Annotated in this window: 16 protein-coding genes; 6 read left to right on the plus strand and 10 right to left on the minus strand. The window is 61.7% G+C overall.

Translation table 11 applies throughout. From position 1 onward, the window contains the following. Nucleotides 1-18: 18 nt before the first annotated feature. Nucleotides 19-219: a hypothetical protein gene (locus QO231_RS08965; protein WP_316775283.1), complete on the plus strand. Its 201-nt coding sequence runs from the start codon at nucleotides 19-21 to the stop codon at nucleotides 217-219. 113 nt (nucleotides 220-332) lie between these two features. Here QO231_RS08965 and QO231_RS08970 read toward each other — a convergent pair whose 3' ends face one another. After that, nucleotides 333-980 (minus strand): sulfotransferase family 2 domain-containing protein, encoded by a 648-nt coding sequence (locus QO231_RS08970; protein WP_316775285.1) that lies wholly within the window; start codon nucleotides 978-980, stop codon nucleotides 333-335. Between the two features lie 179 nt (nucleotides 981-1,159). Between QO231_RS08970 and QO231_RS08975 the strand changes: the two genes are divergently transcribed. The 3 genes from QO231_RS08975 (at nucleotide 1,160) to QO231_RS08985 (ending at nucleotide 4,677) form a co-directional block, all read left to right on the plus strand. Beyond that, on the plus strand, nucleotides 1,160-1,813 hold the full coding sequence (locus QO231_RS08975; protein WP_316775287.1) for a VPLPA-CTERM sorting domain-containing protein: 654 nt from the start codon (nucleotides 1,160-1,162) through the stop codon (nucleotides 1,811-1,813). A gap of 142 nt (nucleotides 1,814-1,955) precedes the next feature. Next, nucleotides 1,956-3,581, plus strand: coding sequence for an AMP-binding protein (locus QO231_RS08980; RefSeq protein WP_316775289.1), 1,626 nt, complete (start codon nucleotides 1,956-1,958; stop codon nucleotides 3,579-3,581). 82 nt (nucleotides 3,582-3,663) lie between these two features. Beyond that, nucleotides 3,664-4,677, plus strand: a complete 1,014-nt coding sequence (locus QO231_RS08985) for a hypothetical protein (RefSeq protein WP_316775291.1) — start codon at nucleotides 3,664-3,666, stop codon at nucleotides 4,675-4,677. Between the two features lie 37 nt (nucleotides 4,678-4,714). On the opposite strand, the gene QO231_RS08990 is transcribed toward QO231_RS08985, so the two are convergent. The 6 genes from QO231_RS08990 to QO231_RS09015 form a co-directional block, all read right to left on the minus strand. After that, the gene (locus QO231_RS08990; RefSeq protein WP_316775293.1) at nucleotides 4,715-5,182 is read right to left on the minus strand and encodes a hypothetical protein; all 468 of its coding nucleotides are present in this window, start codon (nucleotides 5,180-5,182) and stop codon (nucleotides 4,715-4,717) included. Between the two features lie 63 nt (nucleotides 5,183-5,245). Then, nucleotides 5,246-5,878 (minus strand): uracil phosphoribosyltransferase, encoded by a 633-nt coding sequence (gene upp, locus QO231_RS08995; RefSeq protein WP_316775295.1) that lies wholly within the window; start codon nucleotides 5,876-5,878, stop codon nucleotides 5,246-5,248. Between the two features lie 77 nt (nucleotides 5,879-5,955). Then, on the minus strand, nucleotides 5,956-7,167 hold the full coding sequence (locus QO231_RS09000) for a phosphopentomutase (RefSeq protein ID WP_316775296.1): 1,212 nt from the start codon (nucleotides 7,165-7,167) through the stop codon (nucleotides 5,956-5,958). Continuing rightward, complete coding sequence (locus QO231_RS09005) at nucleotides 7,167-8,471, minus strand: thymidine phosphorylase (protein WP_316775297.1); 1,305 nt, start codon at nucleotides 8,469-8,471, stop codon at nucleotides 7,167-7,169. Before QO231_RS09005 ends, QO231_RS09000 begins: the two co-directional genes overlap by 1 nt. A 4-nt stretch (nucleotides 8,472-8,475) precedes the next feature. Continuing rightward, complete coding sequence (locus tag QO231_RS09010; protein ID WP_316775299.1) at nucleotides 8,476-8,868, minus strand: cytidine deaminase; 393 nt, start codon at nucleotides 8,866-8,868, stop codon at nucleotides 8,476-8,478. Beyond that, the gene (locus tag QO231_RS09015; RefSeq protein ID WP_316775300.1) at nucleotides 8,865-9,956 is read right to left on the minus strand and encodes a cupin; all 1,092 of its coding nucleotides are present in this window, start codon (nucleotides 9,954-9,956) and stop codon (nucleotides 8,865-8,867) included. The genes QO231_RS09010 and QO231_RS09015 overlap by 4 nt, the downstream gene beginning before the upstream one ends. Before the next feature lie 148 nt (nucleotides 9,957-10,104). On the opposite strand from QO231_RS09015, the gene QO231_RS09020 reads away from it, so the two are divergent. Beyond that, a complete protein-coding gene (locus QO231_RS09020; protein ID WP_316775301.1) occupies nucleotides 10,105-12,378 on the plus strand; it encodes an NADP-dependent malic enzyme in 2,274 nt (757 codons plus the stop codon). Nucleotides 12,379-12,809: 431 nt separating this feature from the next. On the opposite strand, the gene QO231_RS09025 is transcribed toward QO231_RS09020, so the two are convergent. Both QO231_RS09025 and QO231_RS09030 read right to left on the minus strand, forming a co-directional pair. Further along, entirely contained in the window at nucleotides 12,810-13,829 is a 1,020-nt protein-coding gene (locus QO231_RS09025) for an endonuclease/exonuclease/phosphatase family protein (protein ID WP_316775303.1), read from the minus strand. Between the two features lie 116 nt (nucleotides 13,830-13,945). After that, entirely contained in the window at nucleotides 13,946-14,755 is an 810-nt protein-coding gene (locus tag QO231_RS09030) for a class I SAM-dependent methyltransferase (RefSeq protein ID WP_316775306.1), read from the minus strand. A gap of 123 nt (nucleotides 14,756-14,878) precedes the next feature. Between QO231_RS09030 and QO231_RS09035 the strand changes: the two genes are divergently transcribed. Beyond that, the gene (locus QO231_RS09035) at nucleotides 14,879-16,324 is read left to right on the plus strand and encodes an amidase family protein (protein WP_316775307.1); all 1,446 of its coding nucleotides are present in this window, start codon (nucleotides 14,879-14,881) and stop codon (nucleotides 16,322-16,324) included. Nucleotides 16,325-17,159: 835 nt separating this feature from the next. Here QO231_RS09035 and QO231_RS09040 read toward each other — a convergent pair. Further along, entirely contained in the window at nucleotides 17,160-17,921 is a 762-nt protein-coding gene (locus tag QO231_RS09040) for an NAD kinase (protein ID WP_316775309.1), read from the minus strand. Nucleotides 17,922-17,974 lie beyond the last annotated feature (53 nt).

Raw genomic sequence — 17,974 nt, forward strand, 5'->3', positions numbered from 1 at the left:
CCGGGCAGCGGCGCGCGTGTGCTGCCTTGGCGGCTGATCCTGATCATTGTTGCTGTCGGCGTCAGTTTTCTGGTGCCGGCAGCGTTGTTTTCACCGGATGGCAAGGATGCCATTTCGGGTCTTGCAGGTCTGATCCCCGGTTTCTTTGGCGCCATGCTCGGCAAGCAATGGCCCAGCCTTGTCGCGGCGCTGGCGACAATCGCGGCATTTCCGGGCTGACGGGCGGCGCGGGTCTCGCGGGACATCTGCTGATTTGCGGGACGCTGATTGCCGCCGCTGCTGATCTCCGGGACGCTCTGGCGCCTGATCCTGACCGAAGTCGATCCCGAGGATCACTCGAACGTATAACCAAAGCGGGAGATGTCCTCGGCGCAGCATTCCGCGATCGTTGCCGCACTCTCGCAGGAATAATAGCCGCGATAGTCCCGGGCTCTCGAAGACTGGTTCAGGAACGGCATTTTCAGATCGAACCCAAGATGCGCGATCAGCGGGGCGGCGTCCTCGTCGAACTTTTCGATCCGGATGTAGGCATCGCAGTGTTCGCGGCCATCGGCGTGACGCATGTATCGACGGGCAGGATAGGACCGAAAGGATGCCATGATCGTGGGGTTCATCACGAACTCGTAAAACTCCAGTCGCCGCGCCAACGCGACCGCCGGATGATCAAAGTTCTGATCCCTGAGCCAGTGATAATAGCTGACCGCCCGATCCCAGGGATTGCGTACCAGCGTAAATGCGAACAACCCGTTCATTATCTCCGGCGCGATCAGGCCATCAATATCGGCAAGGGTCGAGTGTTTCCACAATCGCCCCCGAGTTTGCACATCACGCAAACGGCGGCGGCGTTTCATGGCCTTGGGGGTATCGCCGAGCATGAGATCGTCCCGCATCGCGCGCGACTCAAGCGTGAGTGCCAGCGCCGTCCCTCCCGTTTTGGGAATGTGCACGAACACGTATCGACGGCCCGGGGAAACAATCATTTGACCGTCCCTGATTTGATGCCGATCGAGATACAATAACGGTGTCTTGCCCATAGCCAATTGTGTTGGGCGTCGAAAAAACAAAAACTTTTCAGGAATTTAATTAAATTCATTTGAATTGGCTCCTGAAGATGTGAATAATCGAATTGTGAATAGTGTATTTATGAGGGACACAATCCATGTTTAACAAAAACCCTACAATTCTCGCGGCCGCAGCGGTCGCACTTGCCCTTGCTGGTGGCGCTCAGGCCGCGACTCTGGGCATGTTCACTCACGACTATGGCACAGGAAGTGGGAATGTAGCACCTGACCAGTACGGCTCGGGTGCACTCAACTCTGACTCGGTGACTGTTGCCGACAACGAGGCGCCGCGGTTTCAGGACAATTTCGACCTGAGTACGGTTACCGGATCGATCGAGCGGTTTGATCTGACCCTGACCTTTGGCAACGCCGGTCCAAGCGGGTGGTTCGGCCTGGGAGAGCGCTGGCAAGCGCGCATTCTCGGGTCGGATGATGGCGCATCGTCTGACGACAACTTTGTGACCATGTACGACGAAGCCAGCCCCCAGACAATCACGCTGAGCTTCTGGTCGGACCTCGGTTCTCCTGATGCCTTCGCCCATTCGGTCGCATCCAGCATGTTCTCCTTCGGATTTTCCGAAAACACCGGTTCAAGCTGGCCGTATCGCGGCGCCGACGAATTTGATCTCCAGAGCGCATCGCTTCTGGTGAGCGGGACCCCGACACCGGTTCCGTTGCCCGCGACAATGCCGCTTCTGGCAGCTGCCTTGGCTGGCCTTGGCTATGCCGCGCGCCGTCGCCGCAAGAGCTGACTTTCAGACAAACACCATTCGAAAGGCGGCGCAATGCGTCGCCTTTTGTAGTTCTGAGCCACGTCTCGCCTGCAATCCCGATTGAAAGCCCAGCACCATCGCCATAGGGTTCGGTGCGAAACGGCAGCGGAGGATATGCAAGATGGGGTGGATGTGCGACGAATCCGGGCTCGACAAGACAGCGGCCAACTATGTCCCTCTGACGCCGCTCTCTGGGCTGCGACGGGCCTCGCACGTCTTTGCCGATGATTTGGCCGTGATCTACGGTGCCCACCGCAAGACCTATGCCGAGTATTACGACCGCTGCACCCGGCTGGCCTCGGCTCTGTCGCACATGGGCGTGGCGTCCGGCGATGTCGTGGCCACGGTGCTGCCCAATATCCCTGCCCACGCCGAAGCGCATTTTGGCGTGCCTGCCTGTGGCGCTGTCCTCAATGCAATCAATACAAGGCTCGACGTCGGCACCGTGGCCTATATCCTCGATCACGGTGGGGCGCGCGTGGTGCTGGTCGATACCCAATTCGCGGAACTGGTCGAAGCGGCCATTGCCCGCAATGACGGCCCCGGCCCGATCCTGATCGAAGTGCCCGATGCCGCGGCAGGTTACCCGGCCACCGGACGCCATGCGACCTATGAACAGGTGCTGGGCAATGCAGACCATGATTTCGACTGGATCATGCCGCAGGACGAATGGGAAAGCATTGCGCTGAACTATACCAGCGGCACCACCGGGCGGCCCAAGGGCGTGGTTTATCATCATCGCGGTGCCTATCTGAACGCCATGGGCCAGGTGATCAGCTGGGGCATGGTATTACGCCCCCGCTATCTGACAATCGTACCGCTGTTTCACTGCAACGGCTGGTGCCACACCTGGATGATGCCGATGGTCGGGGGCACGCTTGTCTGCTGTCGAGACATCACGGCACCCGCGATCTTTGGCGCGATTGCAGACGAAGGAGCGACCCATTTCGGCGGCGCGCCCATCGTGCTGAACATGCTTGTCAACGCACCTGAAACCGAACGGCGCGCTTTTGATCACACGGTCCAGGTGTTCACCGCCGGCGCCCCTCCTGCCCCGGCCACGCTGGCCAAGATCGAACCGATGGGCTTTCACGTGACGCAGGTCTACGGGCTGACCGAAGTTTATGGGCCGGCGACCGAATGCACCTGGGGCCCGCATCTGGACCATCTGGAGGGCGAGGCCCGCGCTGCGATCAAGGCGCGCCAAGGTGTGGCCATGCCGTTCATGGAGCACATCACCGTGGTTGATGAGCAGATGGAGCAAATCCCGATGAACGGCAGCGCGCAGGGCGAAATCGTGATGCGCGGCAACGGGATGATGAAGGGCTACTACAAGAACCCCGAGGCCACGGCAGAGGCCTTCAAGGGTGGTTATTTCCATTCCGGCGATATCGCCGTGCAACATGCGGATGGCTATATCCAGATTGCGGACCGGGCCAAGGACATCATCATCTCGGGTGGCGAAAACATCAGTTCGGTTGAAATCGAAGGCGTTCTGATGGGCCACCCCGATGTGTTGCTGGCCGCCGTGGTCGCAAAGCCGGATGAAAAATGGGGCGAAGTCCCCTGTGCATTTGTCGAATTGAAAGATGGGGCCAATCCAACAGAGGTCGAGCTAATTGCGTTTTGCCGCAAAACGCTCGCCGGTTTCAAAACTCCGAAAAGCGTGGTGTTTCAGGAATTGCCAAAAACCTCGACCGGCAAGATACAGAAGTTCGAATTGCGCAGGCGATCCGCCGATCTATGAGGCGTCGGGCGCAATTCCGTTTGCCGCCTAGGCGGGGCATGGTAAGAGATCGCAAAAATAGAGGCTTGGCAGACCCCGCAGCATGACGGCGCTCAAGAAATATGAACGGCTGGAAGCCTCGGGCCTATGGCGGCCATCGCCTGACGTGCAACGTCGCGATGTGGTCGTCAAGATTGGCGACGCGACACTGACCATCACCGACATGAAGGAACAACCGCTGGCCCATTGGTCGCTGGCGGCGGTGCTGCGCCAGAACCCCGGAGAATTCCCCGCGATCTTTTCCCCCGATGGCGATCCTGGCGAAACGCTGGAGATTGCCGAGGACGAAACCGCCATGCTGGACGCCATCGCCAAGCTGCGGCGCGCAATTGATCGCAGCAGGTCGCGGCCGGGCCGTTTGCGGTTTGCCGGTTCGATGGCGATTGCAGCTGTGGTTCTTGCGGTGCTGGTCCTGTGGTTGCCCGGCGTGCTGCGCAGCCACGTGCTGAACGTGGTGCCCCAAATCCAGCGGCAGGCAATCGGCGACGCGCTTCTGGGTCGGATCGAACGTGTGGCAGGCGTTGCCTGCGGCACCGCCGAAACCACGCCGGTTCTGGTGCAACTGGCGAAACGCACCGGGGCCAAGCGGCTGGTGGTATTGCCTGCCGGGGTCATCGACAGCCGTAACCTGCCGGGCGGTGTCATCCTTTTGAACAAGGCCCTGATCGAAGACTACGAAGATCCTGCCGTCGCCGCGGGTTACATCCTCGCAGAACAGGTTCAGGCTGAGGTCAGCGACCCACTGGACCAGCTTCTCGGTTTTGCCGGGCCGGTGGCGAGCTTCCGGCTGCTGACCACGGGCGAGGTGACACAAGGTACGCTTGACGGCTATGCCGAATGGGTCCTGATTTCCCCCAGACCACCCTTGCCGCCCGGTGCCTTGCTCGCGGCCTTTGATACCGCGCAGATACCATCTTCGCCCTACGCCTACGCACGGGATGTCACCGGCGAAACAGTGCTCGACCTGATCGAGGCTGACCCGATGGCCGGACGCGACCCCGTACCGATCCTTCCCGATCGGGATTGGGTTCAGCTACAGAACATCTGCGGCGGTTAAGGCAGGCTCTTGCGTGCCATGAACGCAAACAGCTGCGCTATCGTGTTTCCCAGAGCGGCGTCTTCTGCTGCTTGCGCGGCGTCGGGCCGTCATAGAGACGCTGTGGCGCGGCCACCGGCATCGGAACACGCGGGACGGTCTGGCGCCACACCCGATCAGTTTGCGCAGCACCAAATGCGGTGCCCTGCCCCCGTGTCGGATTCAGGCGGTTGTCATTCCAGGCCGGTTTGTAGCCCGGGGGCACCACTGCATAAGCCCCGGAGCCAGTGGGCTTCAATGTCGTGATTCCGCGCTGCGGGTTCAATCGGTCGTCGTCCCAGACGCGCCGATAGCCTCGCGGCGTCACGACATCGCGCGCCTGCTGGCGATCTTCATAGACATGATAGGGCACGACGCGGGTGTTTTGCGGCAGCATCTTCACCACGTCAGCCACCACCGGTGCTGCGCCACCGACCAATCCCCCCATGGCGATAATCGTGGCTCCGAGAATGTGATACACGTTCATGTCTGCCCTCGAGTGGTTGCTGACGAAACAGTGCCGCAGAACGACAGATGTGTCAAAGCGCGGTCATTTAGTTCCAAACATCCGGTCGCCCGCATCGCCCAGCCCCGGCACGATATAGCCCTGACTGTTCAGCTTTCGGTCAATCGAAGCCGTGACAATCGGCACATCCGGGTGCGCTTCCTGCATCCGCGCAATGCCCTCGGGCGCAGCCAGTAGGCACAGAAAGCGAATGTTGGTCGCCCCGGCCTTTTTCAGCAAATCCACCGCGGCCGCCGAGGAATTTCCGGTGGCCAGCATCGGGTCGACCGCGATCACCAGCCGGTCCTCAAGCCCGTCGGGCACCTTGAAGTAATACTGCACCGGTTGCAGGGTTTTCTCGTCGCGGTACAGCCCGACAAAGCCGACCCGCGCCAGCGGGATCAATTCCAGCACCCCGTCAAGCATGCCGTTCCCGGCCCGCAGGATCGATACCAGCGCCAGTTTCTTGCCGGCCAGCGTCGGCGCATCCATCTCTTCCAGCGGTGTTTCGATGGGCTTGCGGGTCATCGGCATTTCGCGGGTGACCTCATAGGCCAGAAGCTGGGTGATCTCACGCAAGAGCTGACGGAACACGGCGGTGGGCGTGTCCTTTTCCCGCATCAGGCTCAGCTTGTGCTGAACCAGCGGATGATCAACGACGGTTACGGCTTCTGACATGCGACTCTCCCGGAATGTCCGGGACAAGTTGTGGGCCAGCAGCGCGGTCTCCGCAACCCATGCGCCTGTGCGCGACGTCAGAAAAAGCTCATTCCCGGCCCACGTGGCGGCACACCGAGGTGATCGGCAACACTTGCGGCGACATCGACAAAGCCCACGTGCCCCAAGGACCGGGCACCCCGACCGCTGACCAGAACCGGCACCCGTTCACGGGTATGATCGGTTCCCGTCCAACTGGGATCGTTGCCGTGATCAGCAGTCAGAACCATGATGTCATCGGGACGCAACCGGGCGAGTATCCGGCCCAGCCCCACATCGAACCACTCCAGCGCGGCGGCATATCCCGAAATATCGCGCCGATGACCGAACCGGCTGTCGAACTCGACGAAATTGGCGAATGTCAGGCTGCCGTCTTCGGCATCATCCACGAGATCCGACAGATGGCCCATCAGTTCGGAATCATCCCCTTTGCGCAGATCGTCGATGCCCTGCATCGAAAAGATATCACCGATCTTGCCCACCGCATAAACCCTGTGCCCCGCGTCCTGAACCCAGTTGGTCAGGACCGGTGCGGGTGGGGTAATGGCATAGTCCTTGCGATTGGACGTCCGGATGAACCCGGTATCGGCCCGCCCGATGAACGGGCGGGCGATCACCCGGCCGACCTTTTGCGCGTGGAGCCGCGGCGCGATTTCGGCACAAAGGGTCAAGAGACGGTCGAGACCAAAATGCTCTTCATGGGCGGCAATCTGAAACACGGAGTCCGCCGATGTATAGCAGATGGGCCAACCCGTCCGCAGGTGTTCAGGCCCCAATTCGGCGATGATCCTGGTGCCCGAGGCATGGCAATTGCCAAGGATGCCCCCGGTCCCCGCCGCCTGCGCCACGGTGCGGGCGAGCGTGTCGGGAAAGGCCGGGAGGTCGTCCGGGAAAAAGTGCCAGTCCCACGGCACAGGCACGCCGGCAAGTTCCCAATGGCCTGACGGCGTGTCCTTGCCCCGTGATACTTCGGTCGCGGCCCCCCACGCACCAGCGGGCGTCATACCCAGACCGGGCGCGGCAAAACCCGAGGCCAGGCGCACTGCGGCCCCCAGCCCCAATTGGTCGAGATGCGGCACCTTCAATGCGCCGCTGCGTCCGCGTTCGGCCCGACCCGCCATGCAGGCCTGGGCGATATGGGCCACGGTATTGGCCCCGGTATCGGGAACAGTGCCGTTGTAGTATCGTCCGGCATCCGGCGCACCGCCGATGCCGACCGAGTCCATCACCACAAGGAATGCCCGCGCCATCAGCCAACCCTCTCGTAGATCAGGTCCGGCACCGGTTCCGGCGTGTCCCCGATCGTGATCGCCGAACGGACCGCAGCCTCGGCCCGCCGCGCCGCGTCCTCGCGCCCGGCATGGATCACCGCCAAGGGCTGCCCCGGATTGACCTGTTCGCCCAGCCGAACAAGGCCCGATAGGCCCACCGCCGGGTCGATCACGTCGCTTTCCACCTGTCGCCCACCACCCAGCGCGACAGCCGTCAGCCCCAGCGCCTCGCCATCGATGGAGCTGACATAACCCGCGTCCCGGGCCGCGACTTCAAGGATCACATCGGCTTCGGGCAGGAACCGCGCCCAGTCCTCGACAAAGAACAGTGGCCCGCCCTGCGTCGCGATCATCTTGCCAAATCGTTCTGCCGCACGCCCGTCACGTATCGCGGCGACCACCCGGTCGGCCCCGTCCTGCACATCGTCGACCAGCCCGGCATCCGCCAGCACCACGCCGCCCAGCGCGGCAGTCAATTGCATCAGCGGTCCTTTGGTCTGACCCGTCAGGACCAGCATGATTTCGGCCACTTCAAGCGCGTTGCCAAGCGCCGGGGCCAGCGGCTGGTTCATGTCGCTGATCACCGCGCTCGTCCTGCATCCGGCGGCATTGGCGGCCCCCACCAATGCCTTGGCAAGTGCGCGGGCCTCGTCCTGCGTCTTCATGAACGCCCCGCTGCCGACCTTGACATCCAGCACCAGCGCGTCGGGGCTCGCCGCGAGTTTCTTTGAGAGGATCGAGGCCGTGATCAGATCAACGCTCTCGACGGTCGCTGTCACATCGCGGATCGCATAGAGCCGCTTGTCCGCTGGCGCGATCTGTGCGGTCGCGCCGACAATGGCGCAGCCAACCTTCGAGACGATCTCGGTCAACTGCTCCTGCGACACATCGGTCGTCAGCCCCGGTATCGCCTCAAGCTTGTCCAGAGTTCCGCCCGTATGGCCCAGACCCCGGCCCGAAAGCATCGGGACAGAGGCCCCGCAGGCGGCCAGCGCCGGAGCCAGCAACAACGACACGCAATCGCCGACGCCGCCGGTCGAATGTTTGTCGACCACAGGGCCATCCAGGTCCCAGGTCAAGACCTCGCCGCTGTCGCGCATTGCCAGTGTCAGTGCACCGCGCCCGACCTCGCCGAGTTCGCCCATGCAAACCGCCATGGCGAAGGCCCCGGCCTGCGCGTCGCTCACCGTTCCATCCGCAAGGCCTTGCGCAAACCAGCACAGCTCTGCTGCATCCGGCACCTCGTGGCGGCGCAGTTTGGCGATAATGGCGCGCGCGTCCATCGCCCTATCGACCCGCCATGTGATCAGAGGTGAACGCACCGGGAAGCAACTCGGCAAGCGTCATCACCTGTTCGGCACCGTTGGTGGTCCCCATGGTCACGGTCACGGCGCCATCCCCAAACTCCGCCAGTTTCTGGCGACAGCCGCCACAAGGCGTGACGGGCATCGGGCTGCTGGCGATCACATAGACCTCGACCAGTTCGGTATCACCCGCAGCGACCATCGCGGCAATGGCGCCAGCCTCGGCACATGTGCCTTCCGGATAGGCGACGTTTTCCACGTTGCACCCGGAATAGACTGTGCCAGACCCCGCGCGCAGGGCGGCTCCTACCTTGAAGCCGGAATATGGAGCATGGGCGTTCTCGCGCACCCGCGTTGCTGCGTCTTTCAGGTTCATCCGGTTTCCAGTTCTGTTCTGAACGCACCGGGCAAGGCGACCTCGAGCAACTCGATATCGTCGCTGGGATCGGCCAGCCGCGTGTTCATGCCCGGCGGTATGACAAAGGCATCCCCCGCCATCAGATCATACGCGTCACGCTCCTCGCCCTGCAAGGTCACCCGCCCCTCCATCACGAACGCGAACAGGATGTCGGTGTCATGGCGCGCCCAGACCGGACCTCCCGGCCCGCGCCGCACCACCTGAACACCCGCGACATTGCCGGTATTGGCGGCGATCGTGGTGTCACGGCTGACATAGCCCGGCAGTCGGAAGGGCAGCCATTCGGCACCCTCGGCCTGATTGAACACGAACCGCTGCCCCTGCCATTCACGATCGGGACGCAGGTGGGGAGTTGGCAAGGTCATGTCATGGTCGATCTCGGTCACATGCTCTGCAGGCACGCCGATTTCGATCACCTCGACATTGTCGCTCGCCACCAGCACCCGGTGACGGATTTCCGGCGGCTGGATGAAGCAATCTCCCGCTGTCAGGCGCATCGGCGGGCCCTGATCTTCGTAGACCACATCGACCCAGCCGCGATAACAGAAGATCAGCTGAAACCCGACCTTGTGAAAATGCACCATGTCCGGCACCGGGCCGCCATCGGGGATGCGGATATGGCTGGCGATGATCGACCCGCCCAACCGGTCGGGGATCAGGTCGCGATACTGCATGCCGGCGCGGCCAATGATCCAGGGCGCCTGATCCGCCAGGCGGCGCACCACAAAGGAATGCAGCGTCGTGGGCAGGACGATCGGCGGATTGCGTTCAACGATCTCGATGCGCGTTCCATTCGGGGCGGTCAATTGTCGAACACCGTTCGCAAACCCGTCAGGATCATCCGTAAGGATCCGGATCGTTCCCGGGGGCTCGGTCGCACCATTCTCGATCCGCAGGCGCACCCCATAACCGGAGAACACCGCCACCTGCGGATTGTCCGCCGGATAGATCATATCCAGCCTCATCCCGAGCGTCTTTGTATAGAAGGGCAGATCATCGCGCAGTTCGGACGTCGGCTGGCGTACTTCGGCTATGATATCAGACATGGGACCTCTTGTCAGATTGCGAAAAACTCTGGCGGGGGTCAGGAGATTCTGCAAGCGCGGTACCGAAACCGCAGTCTGTGATATTCGCGGTTGCCCCCACGTCACAGGTTCGTTTAGTCCTAAACCATCTTTTGGAGGAACCCCGGTCATGTCCGAAAATGAAACCCTGCGCCAGGCTGCGCTGTTCTACCACGAATACCCCAAGCCCGGGAAACTGGAAATCCGGGCGACAAAACCTATGGCAAACGGGCGTGATCTCGCGCGCGCCTATTCACCCGGCGTGGCCGAGGCCTGTCTGGAAATCAAGGATGATGCGGCGAATGCCGCGCGCTATACCACCAAAGCCAACCTTGTGGGGGTCGTGTCCAACGGCACCGCGGTCCTGGGGCTGGGCAATATCGGCGCGCAGGCCAGCAAGCCGGTGATGGAGGGCAAGGCGGTCCTGTTCAAGAAATTCGCCAATATTGACTGTTTCGATATCGAGGTGGACGAATCCGATCCGGAGAAGCTGGCCGAAATCGTATGCTCGCTTGCCCCCACTTTTGGCGCGATCAACCTTGAGGACATCAAGGCGCCGGACTGCTTTATCGTCGAAAAGATCTGCCGCGAGCGGATGAACATCCCGGTTTTCCATGACGACCAGCATGGCACCGCCATCGTCGTTGGTGCTGCGGCCAAGAACGCGGTTTTCGTGGCCAAGAAGTCCTTTGAGGAGATACGTGTCGTCAGCACCGGTGGCGGCGCGGCGGGGATTGCCTGCCTGAACATGCTCGTCAAGATGGGCGTCAAGCGCGAGAACATCTGGCTGTGTGACGTGCATGGGCTGGTCTACGAAGGTCGCAGCGAGGACATGAACCCGCAAAAGGCCAGTTTCGCCCAAAAAAGCGACAAGCGGACGCTGGATGACGTGATTGACGACGCCGACCTGTTTCTCGGACTCAGCGGACCAAACGTGCTGAAGCCTGAAATGGTGCAGAAAATGGCCGATCGGCCGATCATCTTTGCGCTGGCCAATCCGAACCCGGAAATCATGCCCGACGCCGTGCGCGAGGTTGCGCCGGACGCGATCATCGCCACCGGGCGCAGCGACTTTCCCAATCAGGTCAACAACGTCCTGTGCTTCCCCTTCATCTTCCGGGGGGCGCTCGATGTGGGTGCAACCGAGATCAACGACGAAATGCAACTGGCCTGTATCGACGGCATCGCCGAACTGGCCCGCGCCACCACCAGCGCCGAGGCCGCCGCCGCCTACCGAGGCGAAGAACTGACGTTCGGGGCCGACTATTTGATCCCCAAACCGTTCGACCCCCGGCTCGTTGCCGTGGTGTCGGCCGCTGTGGCGCAGGCCGCGATGGATACCGGCGTGGCGGTGCGCCCGATCGACGACATGGCCGCCTATCGCCAGCGCCTGAACCAGAGCGTGTTCAAATCCGCGCTTCTCATGCGGCCGGTGTTTCAGGCCGCCCGCGAGGCCAGCCGTCGCATCGTATTGACCGAAGGCGAGGATGAGCGTGTCTTGCGGGCGGCACAGGCGATCCTGGAAGAGACCACCGAGACGCCAATCCTGATCGGTCGCCCCGAGGTCATGGAACAGCGCTGTGAACGCTTTGGGCTCGACATCCGGCCGGAACGTGATTTCCAACTGGTCAACCCCGAGAATGACCCGCGCTACTACGATTACTGGAACAGCTATCACACGCTGATGCAGCGCAAGGGAGTCACACCCGATATCGCCAAGGCGATCATGCGCACCAACGCCACGGCCATCGGTGCCATCATGGTGCATCGCGACGAAGCCGACAGCATGATCTGCGGAACCTTCGGCGAATACCGCTGGCATCTGAACTATGTCTCCCAGATCCTCGGCTCGCAGGAATTCTCGCCCCATGGTGCGCTGTCGATGATGATCCTCGAAGACGGCCCGCTGTTCATCGCCGACACCCATGTTCACCAATTGCCGGATGCCGCCGAACTTGCAGAAATCGGGATCGCGGCGGCACGCCATGTCCGCCGGTTTGGTGTCGAGCCCCAGATCGCGTTCTGCTCACAGTCGCAGTTCGGCAATCAGACCGAAGGCTCGGGCAAGCGGTTGCGCGCAGCCATCGATATTCTGGATAGCGAACCGCGCGACTTCATCTATGAAGGCGAAATGAACATCGACACCGCCCTTGATGCGGATTTGCGGGACCGCATTTTCCCAAGCTCGCGGATAAAGTCGAACGCGAACGTCCTGATCTTTGCCCACTCGGACGCCGCCAGCGGGGTACGCGATGTTCTCAAGATGAAGGCCGGCGGGCTTGAAGTGGGGCCCATCCTTATGGGCATGGGCAACAAGGCGCATATCGTCTCGCCCTCGATCACCCCGCGCGGGTTGCTCAACATGGCTGCTGTCGCCGGCACACCGGTCACACACTACGGCTAGACCTATTTGACCTGGCCGTGTCTTGCCGCCAGCGCGGTCGGGCACGGCAGATCCAATCTCGTGCTTGACGGCGTGCCTTTTGACGTTCTGGCTATGGGCACGTTCCGGCGGGTCGTTTCCGAACAGAGGGGCAAGTCGGTCTTCACCGTCCCTGCCGCGATCCGGGTCATCAAACGCGCGGACCCTGATACGCTCCAATGGACGCAATTCTGTCGTTGAATTTGCCGATGATCGACTGGGCAAGTTCGGCAGCCCGTCGGTGCCAAAGCCGGGCTATGACATGCGGATTCTGGATGAGGCCGGCCACCCGGTGACACCCGGAAAACGCGTGCCATCGCGCCAAAGCGCCGGGCATCTTGCCCAATCGCTGGAAACCCCAAGAGTGGGTCGAAAAACCCCGCCCGGCTGCCTCGAATACGCCCATTCGTGCCCTATCCGCTCTCGATTCCGGCGAGATACTCGTCGGAATAATCCACCTCAATTTCGATCCAGATCGGCAGGTGGTCCGACATTTCATGGGTGGCCCAGCCGGGATAGGTGCCCGGCCAATTGGCATAGGGCTTGTTCGTATCCGGTTTGCTGCGGATCTCTTTCGCGATCTGCTCATAGGCGGCGACATCTTCTGGCCGGAACACCGTCCCGCGCCAGTCGATCTTGCCCTTGCGCAGAAGGCGTGTCTCGGTCCCTTCGCCCGAAAACGCGATATGGTCAAACAGCTTGTCACCCCCCAGGTTGGTCGCACCGAAATCGGGCACGAACATGCCCGCATCCTTCAGCGCCGCCATGGTCTCGTCCTCGCTGCTCTCGATGTTCATGTCGCCCAGCAGGACATAGACCTCGCCTTCTTTTTCCGCCCGCGCGGTCAGGGTCGACGCCAGTGCCGAGATCTCGCGCGCGCGCAGCCCCAGATCGTCACCAAACCGGATATGCGCCGTGCACAGCGTGAACCGGAACCAGCCCGCCTGGAACGACGCAAAAAAAGGTGAACGGGCGATCTGTTCGCCTTCGATCAACGCCTCGCGGGGCAGCACGATTTCACCGATCAGATTGCGGAACGTGACCTTGTTGCGGTTGAAGAGAAACGCCATCCGCTCGTCATTGCCCGCATCCCCCGCCGTCACATCGGTGACAAAATAATCCCAATTGTCGCCCAGCAGGCCCATCAGCCGTTTCAGCGGCCCGAGATCGGGCTTGATCTCCTGTACCGCGCAGATGTCGAAATGGTCGATGATCTCGGCGATATAGTGATAGCTTTCGTGCAGCCGGCTGCGCCCGCCGTCAAAGGCGCGGATGTTCCACGACCCGATGACCAGCGAATCCGGCCGCCGCAGATCGGTGATCTGCACCGCCATCGCGGCGCGCAGGCGCAAAAGCCCGTCCGCGATCCATCCGCGCTGCCCCGGCGCGGCACGTCCGGGCGGATAGTCGTTGATGCCTTTGTAGTAGGCCATGAATTGAATACTCCCGGAACATCACGCAAACGGATTGGATTTGGATCAAGCCAACACCTTTCCCCCCGATCGTGCAAGCGCCTTGCCCCGGCGCGGTCTTGGATGCTCCCGAACGATCAGCTCGCGCAAATGACCTTGCCCTGGATCTTGGCCGAAACCGGACCCTCTCCCCACCGGCGCGCGATCTCGGCGGTTGCCGCTTTGGTCACCTTGTGCAGCATGTCCGGCCCATGTGGTTCGATCTCGCCGCGCAACGGCGTGCCCTGCACATAGGCAATCGCCGGGTGCGATGCATCCGGCGCGGTGCTGGTGCCGGCAACCGTCTCGATGTCGATCTGGGTAAACCCGGCCGTCGCAAGATCACGCCGCAACTGGTCTGCGTCGCCGTGACCATGCGGCGTACGGGCCATGAAACGCGGCGGTGCTTCTGGCAACAATCGCGTAGCGACCTGGGTCACGACATCGGCAAATTCATTGTCGATGATATCGTCCCAGACGTTGAACAGAAACCGCCCTCCCGGGCGAAGAACCCGCAACGCCTCGGCATAGGCGCGCGGTTTGTCGGGAAAGAACATGACCCCGAACTGACAGCAAACCACGTCAAAGCTGTTGTCCTCGAACTGCAGGTCCTGCGCGTCGGCCTGATGCCAGCCGAGCCGTGGATCATCCGGTTGGCGCGCCTGTGCCCGGGCCAGCATCGGCGGGTTGAGATCGCTCACCGCATACTGCGCATCCGCAGCCAGCAGGGGCGCAAGCGCCCGCGTGACCACACCGCTGCCTGCCGCCGTTTCCAGAACCGCCGCACACGGGCCTGTCGCCACGCGGCGGGCAAGATCGCTCGCGGCAGCCTCAAAGATGAGCGGCACGAGGTAAGCGTCATAGATGTCCGGTATCGACCCGATAAAGGCCTTGTCATTGTCACTCATGCGATCCCCCAGACGCCGTTTATCCTACAGTACTTTTGCTCACCTGTCGCCCCGTCCAAACGATGCGCATTCGCCATTGCATTGGCGTCCCCCTTGCGTACCGTGGCGGCGAAAGGACTCCACATGACAAAACCGCTCTGGCAGTTCGACGCCGTCGACATCTCCACCCTTACCAGATCCGCTGAGGTATCCGTCACCGAGATGACGGCCGCCGCGATCGACCGCATGAATGCGAAGAATCCGGCGCTGAATGCCGTGGTCGAAGACCTGAGCGATCAGGCGATGGCGCGCGCGCGCGCCCTGGATGCCGATCTTGCCAGCGGAAAGCCAACCGGACCGTTGCATGGCGTCCCCCTCACGATCAAGGTGAATGTCGATCAGAAAGGCCATGCCACCACCAACGGCGTCACCGCCTATGCCAACGACATCGCGCCCGACGACGCACCCATTGTCGCCAACCTGCTGCGCGCCGGTGCAGTGGTGATCGGGCGCACCAACACGCCGGAGTTCTCGTTTCGGGCCGATACCGACAATCCGCTGCATGGACGTACCCGCAATCCGTGGGGCGATCATATCTCGCCCGGTGGCTCCTCTGGCGGCGCAGCGGCGGCGGTGATGGCCGGGATCGGCGCGCTTGGCCATGGCAATGACATCGGCGGCAGCTTGCGCTTTCCGGCGGCGGCCAACGGTGCCGTGACGGTGAAACCCGGTCTGGGTCGGGTTCCGGCCTGGAACCCCAGTCAGAAGAAAGAGCGCGGAATGCTGGCGCAGTCAATGTCGGTGCAAGGGCTGATAGCCCGCTCGGCAGCGGATCTGCATCTCTCCATGCCTGCCCTCATCGCGCCGGATGTACGTGACCCGTTTCATGTGCCCCTGCCCTGGCGCGGCGAAACACCGGCGTCACCCGTCCGCGTCGGATTTACCAGAGAAACTTACGATTTCGACCTGCATTCCGAGGTGTCAAAGGCGCTGGATACCGCCCGCGACGCCCTGGTTGATGCGGGTCACGTTGTTGAAGAGATCACACCACCGGATATTCGAGACTCCGGTCTGGCGGGCTATCGCGCGCTCATGGGAGAGGTGAAAGTATTGATGGGGCCGGACATTCGCGCCCATGGCTCCTCTACGATCCAGACGATCTTTGACGAGTACTTCGAACAGTTCCCGCCCTACGAGGGAGAAGCGCTGTTGAAGGTCATGGCGCAGCGCAGCCATTACGCGCGGGAATGGTCGCTCTTGCTCGACCGCTATCCGCTTGTCATCACACCGTTCCTGCCGCAGCCCTTCTTTGCGCCTGATCGTGACACACAAGGCGCCGACGGGGTGCAAGAGGTCCTGGGCTCGGCGCTCTGGTCCTATGCCATGAACTTCATGGGCCTGCCCGCCGGAAGCGTCCCGAGCCGCCTTGCCGACCTGCCGCATGGACCTCAGCCAATCAACATCCAGATCGTTGGTCAGCGTTGGCGCGAGGATCTTGTGGTCGATGCCTGCGTCGCGATCGAAGATCGGGTTGGCCGGATGTGCGATCCTCTCTGGGTGCGGATGGGTGAGAACACCAGTGACCCATAGCGCCAATCAACTGCGCCGAAGTTCCTGCGCCGGAAAGTCAGATGCCATCCGGATGGGTCGGCTTGTTGTCAGGTCTCTGTGCGCCCCGCGTCTTGTCGGAAACACCCGTGGGTCCAACCCGGGCAGCATACACGTCGGGGATGGTTCGGCGTCGCCGAGTTGGGCGTGCAGACTACCGATGGCTGCACCCTGACGAATGGGTTCACGCATGAACAGATAGCTCTCGGTGATCAGGGGAAATTGGCCGCGCTCAGGCCCAGCTAGAGCCTGTTGGACCCTCCGAGCATCATGCCCTCGTGGTCGAGACCCACAACGCCGGCGCGCTGCGCGATCTTGACGCCGGGGCCACCAGCTGCATCGACGTGGCAGATTTCTGGGCCCGGCTGATTACCGTCACCAAACCTTGGGAAAGCTGGAAGGCCAGATGCCCGTGTTCAACAATGCGGCACAATATGGGAAAAAGCCGTTGACCTGTCAGCGACCAAAGGATGGCGTGGCAGGTCAGCCGTCTAACCAGCGATCCGGCGGCTCACTGCGTCGTGTGCCCGGCCCCTTAAGGAAATACGGGCGCAGAGTTACCTCTGCGCCCGGGTCCTGCTAAAAATTACTCGTTAAAAGAACCACTCACTCATGCGGTACTCTTTACCAACACCACTCACTTACTCCGTACTCTTTGCCAAGATCATCGTTACAATAGGTACATCTTGCCAGAAGCCACCGTTGCTATCTGTGAGCATGATCACACAAGGTGAAAAAATGATGGAAAACTCGTGATCTTTCTTGCCTCAATCTGTCAAAAAGGCGCGAAAACGCCGGGATCAGAGCGGCACAGAAATCACGTAAACTGTTCAGAAATAAGACGTTCTTCCAGACCGTGACCGGGATCAAAGAGGATTTTGTGTTCGATCGCGGAATCGGATTTTATTTCGACCCAGTCGATATCCGTGATCGAGATCGAATCCGCGTCTGCCATCACCGGCCGCTTTTCGGCTTCAAGCACGTCAAAGCGGACACAGGCGGTCTTGGGCAACAGCGCGCCACGCCAACGACGTGGACGGAACGCCGCAATGGCCGTCAGCGCAAGCACATCCGAACCGATCGGCAGAATCGGACCATGGGCGGAATAGTTATAGGCCGTCGAGCCTGCGGGGGTCGCCAACAACGCGCCATCGCAAACCAGTTCCGACAATCGCACCCGCCCATCCACGGTGATCTTGAGCCGCGCGGCCTGCGGCCCCGCCCGCAGCAACGATACCTCGTTGATCGCAAGGGCCTTGTGCTGTCTGCCAAATTGATCCGTCGCGCGCATCGACAATGGGTTGATCACCTCTTGCTCCGCAGCCTCCAGCCGATCCATCAGGTCGGTTTCGCTGTAATCGTTCATGAGGAATCCGATGGTGCCCCGGTTCATCCCGTAGACCGCCGCAGGCAGCGCCTGCGCCGTGTGCAGCGTGCGCAACATGAACCCGTCCCCGCCCAATGCGACGATCACGTCCGCGTCTTCGGGTTCGACATTTCCATAGCGCCCGATCAGGACGGCGCGTGCTGTCTGCGCCACCGGTGCCCTGCTGGCCAGGAACGCTATTCGTAATGTCATGGCGTCAGGTTTCCGGTGTTGCATATTCGGTTCCGAAACAACCACACCTTTCC

The organism is Sedimentitalea todarodis (assembly GCF_032595355.1).
In the GTDB taxonomy this organism is placed as follows: Bacteria; Pseudomonadota; Alphaproteobacteria; order Rhodobacterales; family Rhodobacteraceae; genus Sedimentitalea; species Sedimentitalea todarodis.

Excerpts from the sequence above, each read along its gene's own strand:
- QO231_RS09025 (WP_316775303.1), bottom strand. The coding sequence starts at position 13,829 with ATGGCCTACTACAAAGGCATCAACGACTATCCGCCCGGACGTGCCGCG.
- QO231_RS08985 (WP_316775291.1), top strand. The coding sequence starts at position 3,664 with ATGACGGCGCTCAAGAAATATGAACGGCTGGAAGCCTCGGGCCTATGG.
- QO231_RS09015 (WP_316775300.1), bottom strand. The coding sequence starts at position 9,956 with ATGTCTGATATCATAGCCGAAGTACGCCAGCCGACGTCCGAACTGCGC.
- upp (WP_316775295.1), bottom strand. The coding sequence starts at position 5,878 with ATGTCAGAAGCCGTAACCGTCGTTGATCATCCGCTGGTTCAGCACAAG.
- QO231_RS08975 (WP_316775287.1), top strand. The coding sequence starts at position 1,160 with ATGTTTAACAAAAACCCTACAATTCTCGCGGCCGCAGCGGTCGCACTT.
- QO231_RS09010 (WP_316775299.1), bottom strand. The coding sequence starts at position 8,868 with ATGAACCTGAAAGACGCAGCAACGCGGGTGCGCGAGAACGCCCATGCT.
- QO231_RS09035 (WP_316775307.1), top strand. The coding sequence starts at position 14,879 with ATGACAAAACCGCTCTGGCAGTTCGACGCCGTCGACATCTCCACCCTT.
- QO231_RS08990 (WP_316775293.1), bottom strand. The coding sequence starts at position 5,182 with ATGAACGTGTATCACATTCTCGGAGCCACGATTATCGCCATGGGGGGA.
- QO231_RS09000 (WP_316775296.1), bottom strand. The coding sequence starts at position 7,167 with ATGGCGCGGGCATTCCTTGTGGTGATGGACTCGGTCGGCATCGGCGGT.
- QO231_RS08970 (WP_316775285.1), bottom strand. The coding sequence starts at position 980 with ATGATTGTTTCCCCGGGCCGTCGATACGTGTTCGTGCACATTCCCAAA.
- QO231_RS09040 (WP_316775309.1), bottom strand. The coding sequence starts at position 17,921 with ATGACATTACGAATAGCGTTCCTGGCCAGCAGGGCACCGGTGGCGCAG.
- QO231_RS08980 (WP_316775289.1), top strand. The coding sequence starts at position 1,956 with ATGGGGTGGATGTGCGACGAATCCGGGCTCGACAAGACAGCGGCCAAC.
- QO231_RS09030 (WP_316775306.1), bottom strand. The coding sequence starts at position 14,755 with ATGAGTGACAATGACAAGGCCTTTATCGGGTCGATACCGGACATCTAT.
- QO231_RS09005 (WP_316775297.1), bottom strand. The coding sequence starts at position 8,471 with ATGGACGCGCGCGCCATTATCGCCAAACTGCGCCGCCACGAGGTGCCG.
- QO231_RS09020 (WP_316775301.1), top strand. The coding sequence starts at position 10,105 with ATGTCCGAAAATGAAACCCTGCGCCAGGCTGCGCTGTTCTACCACGAA.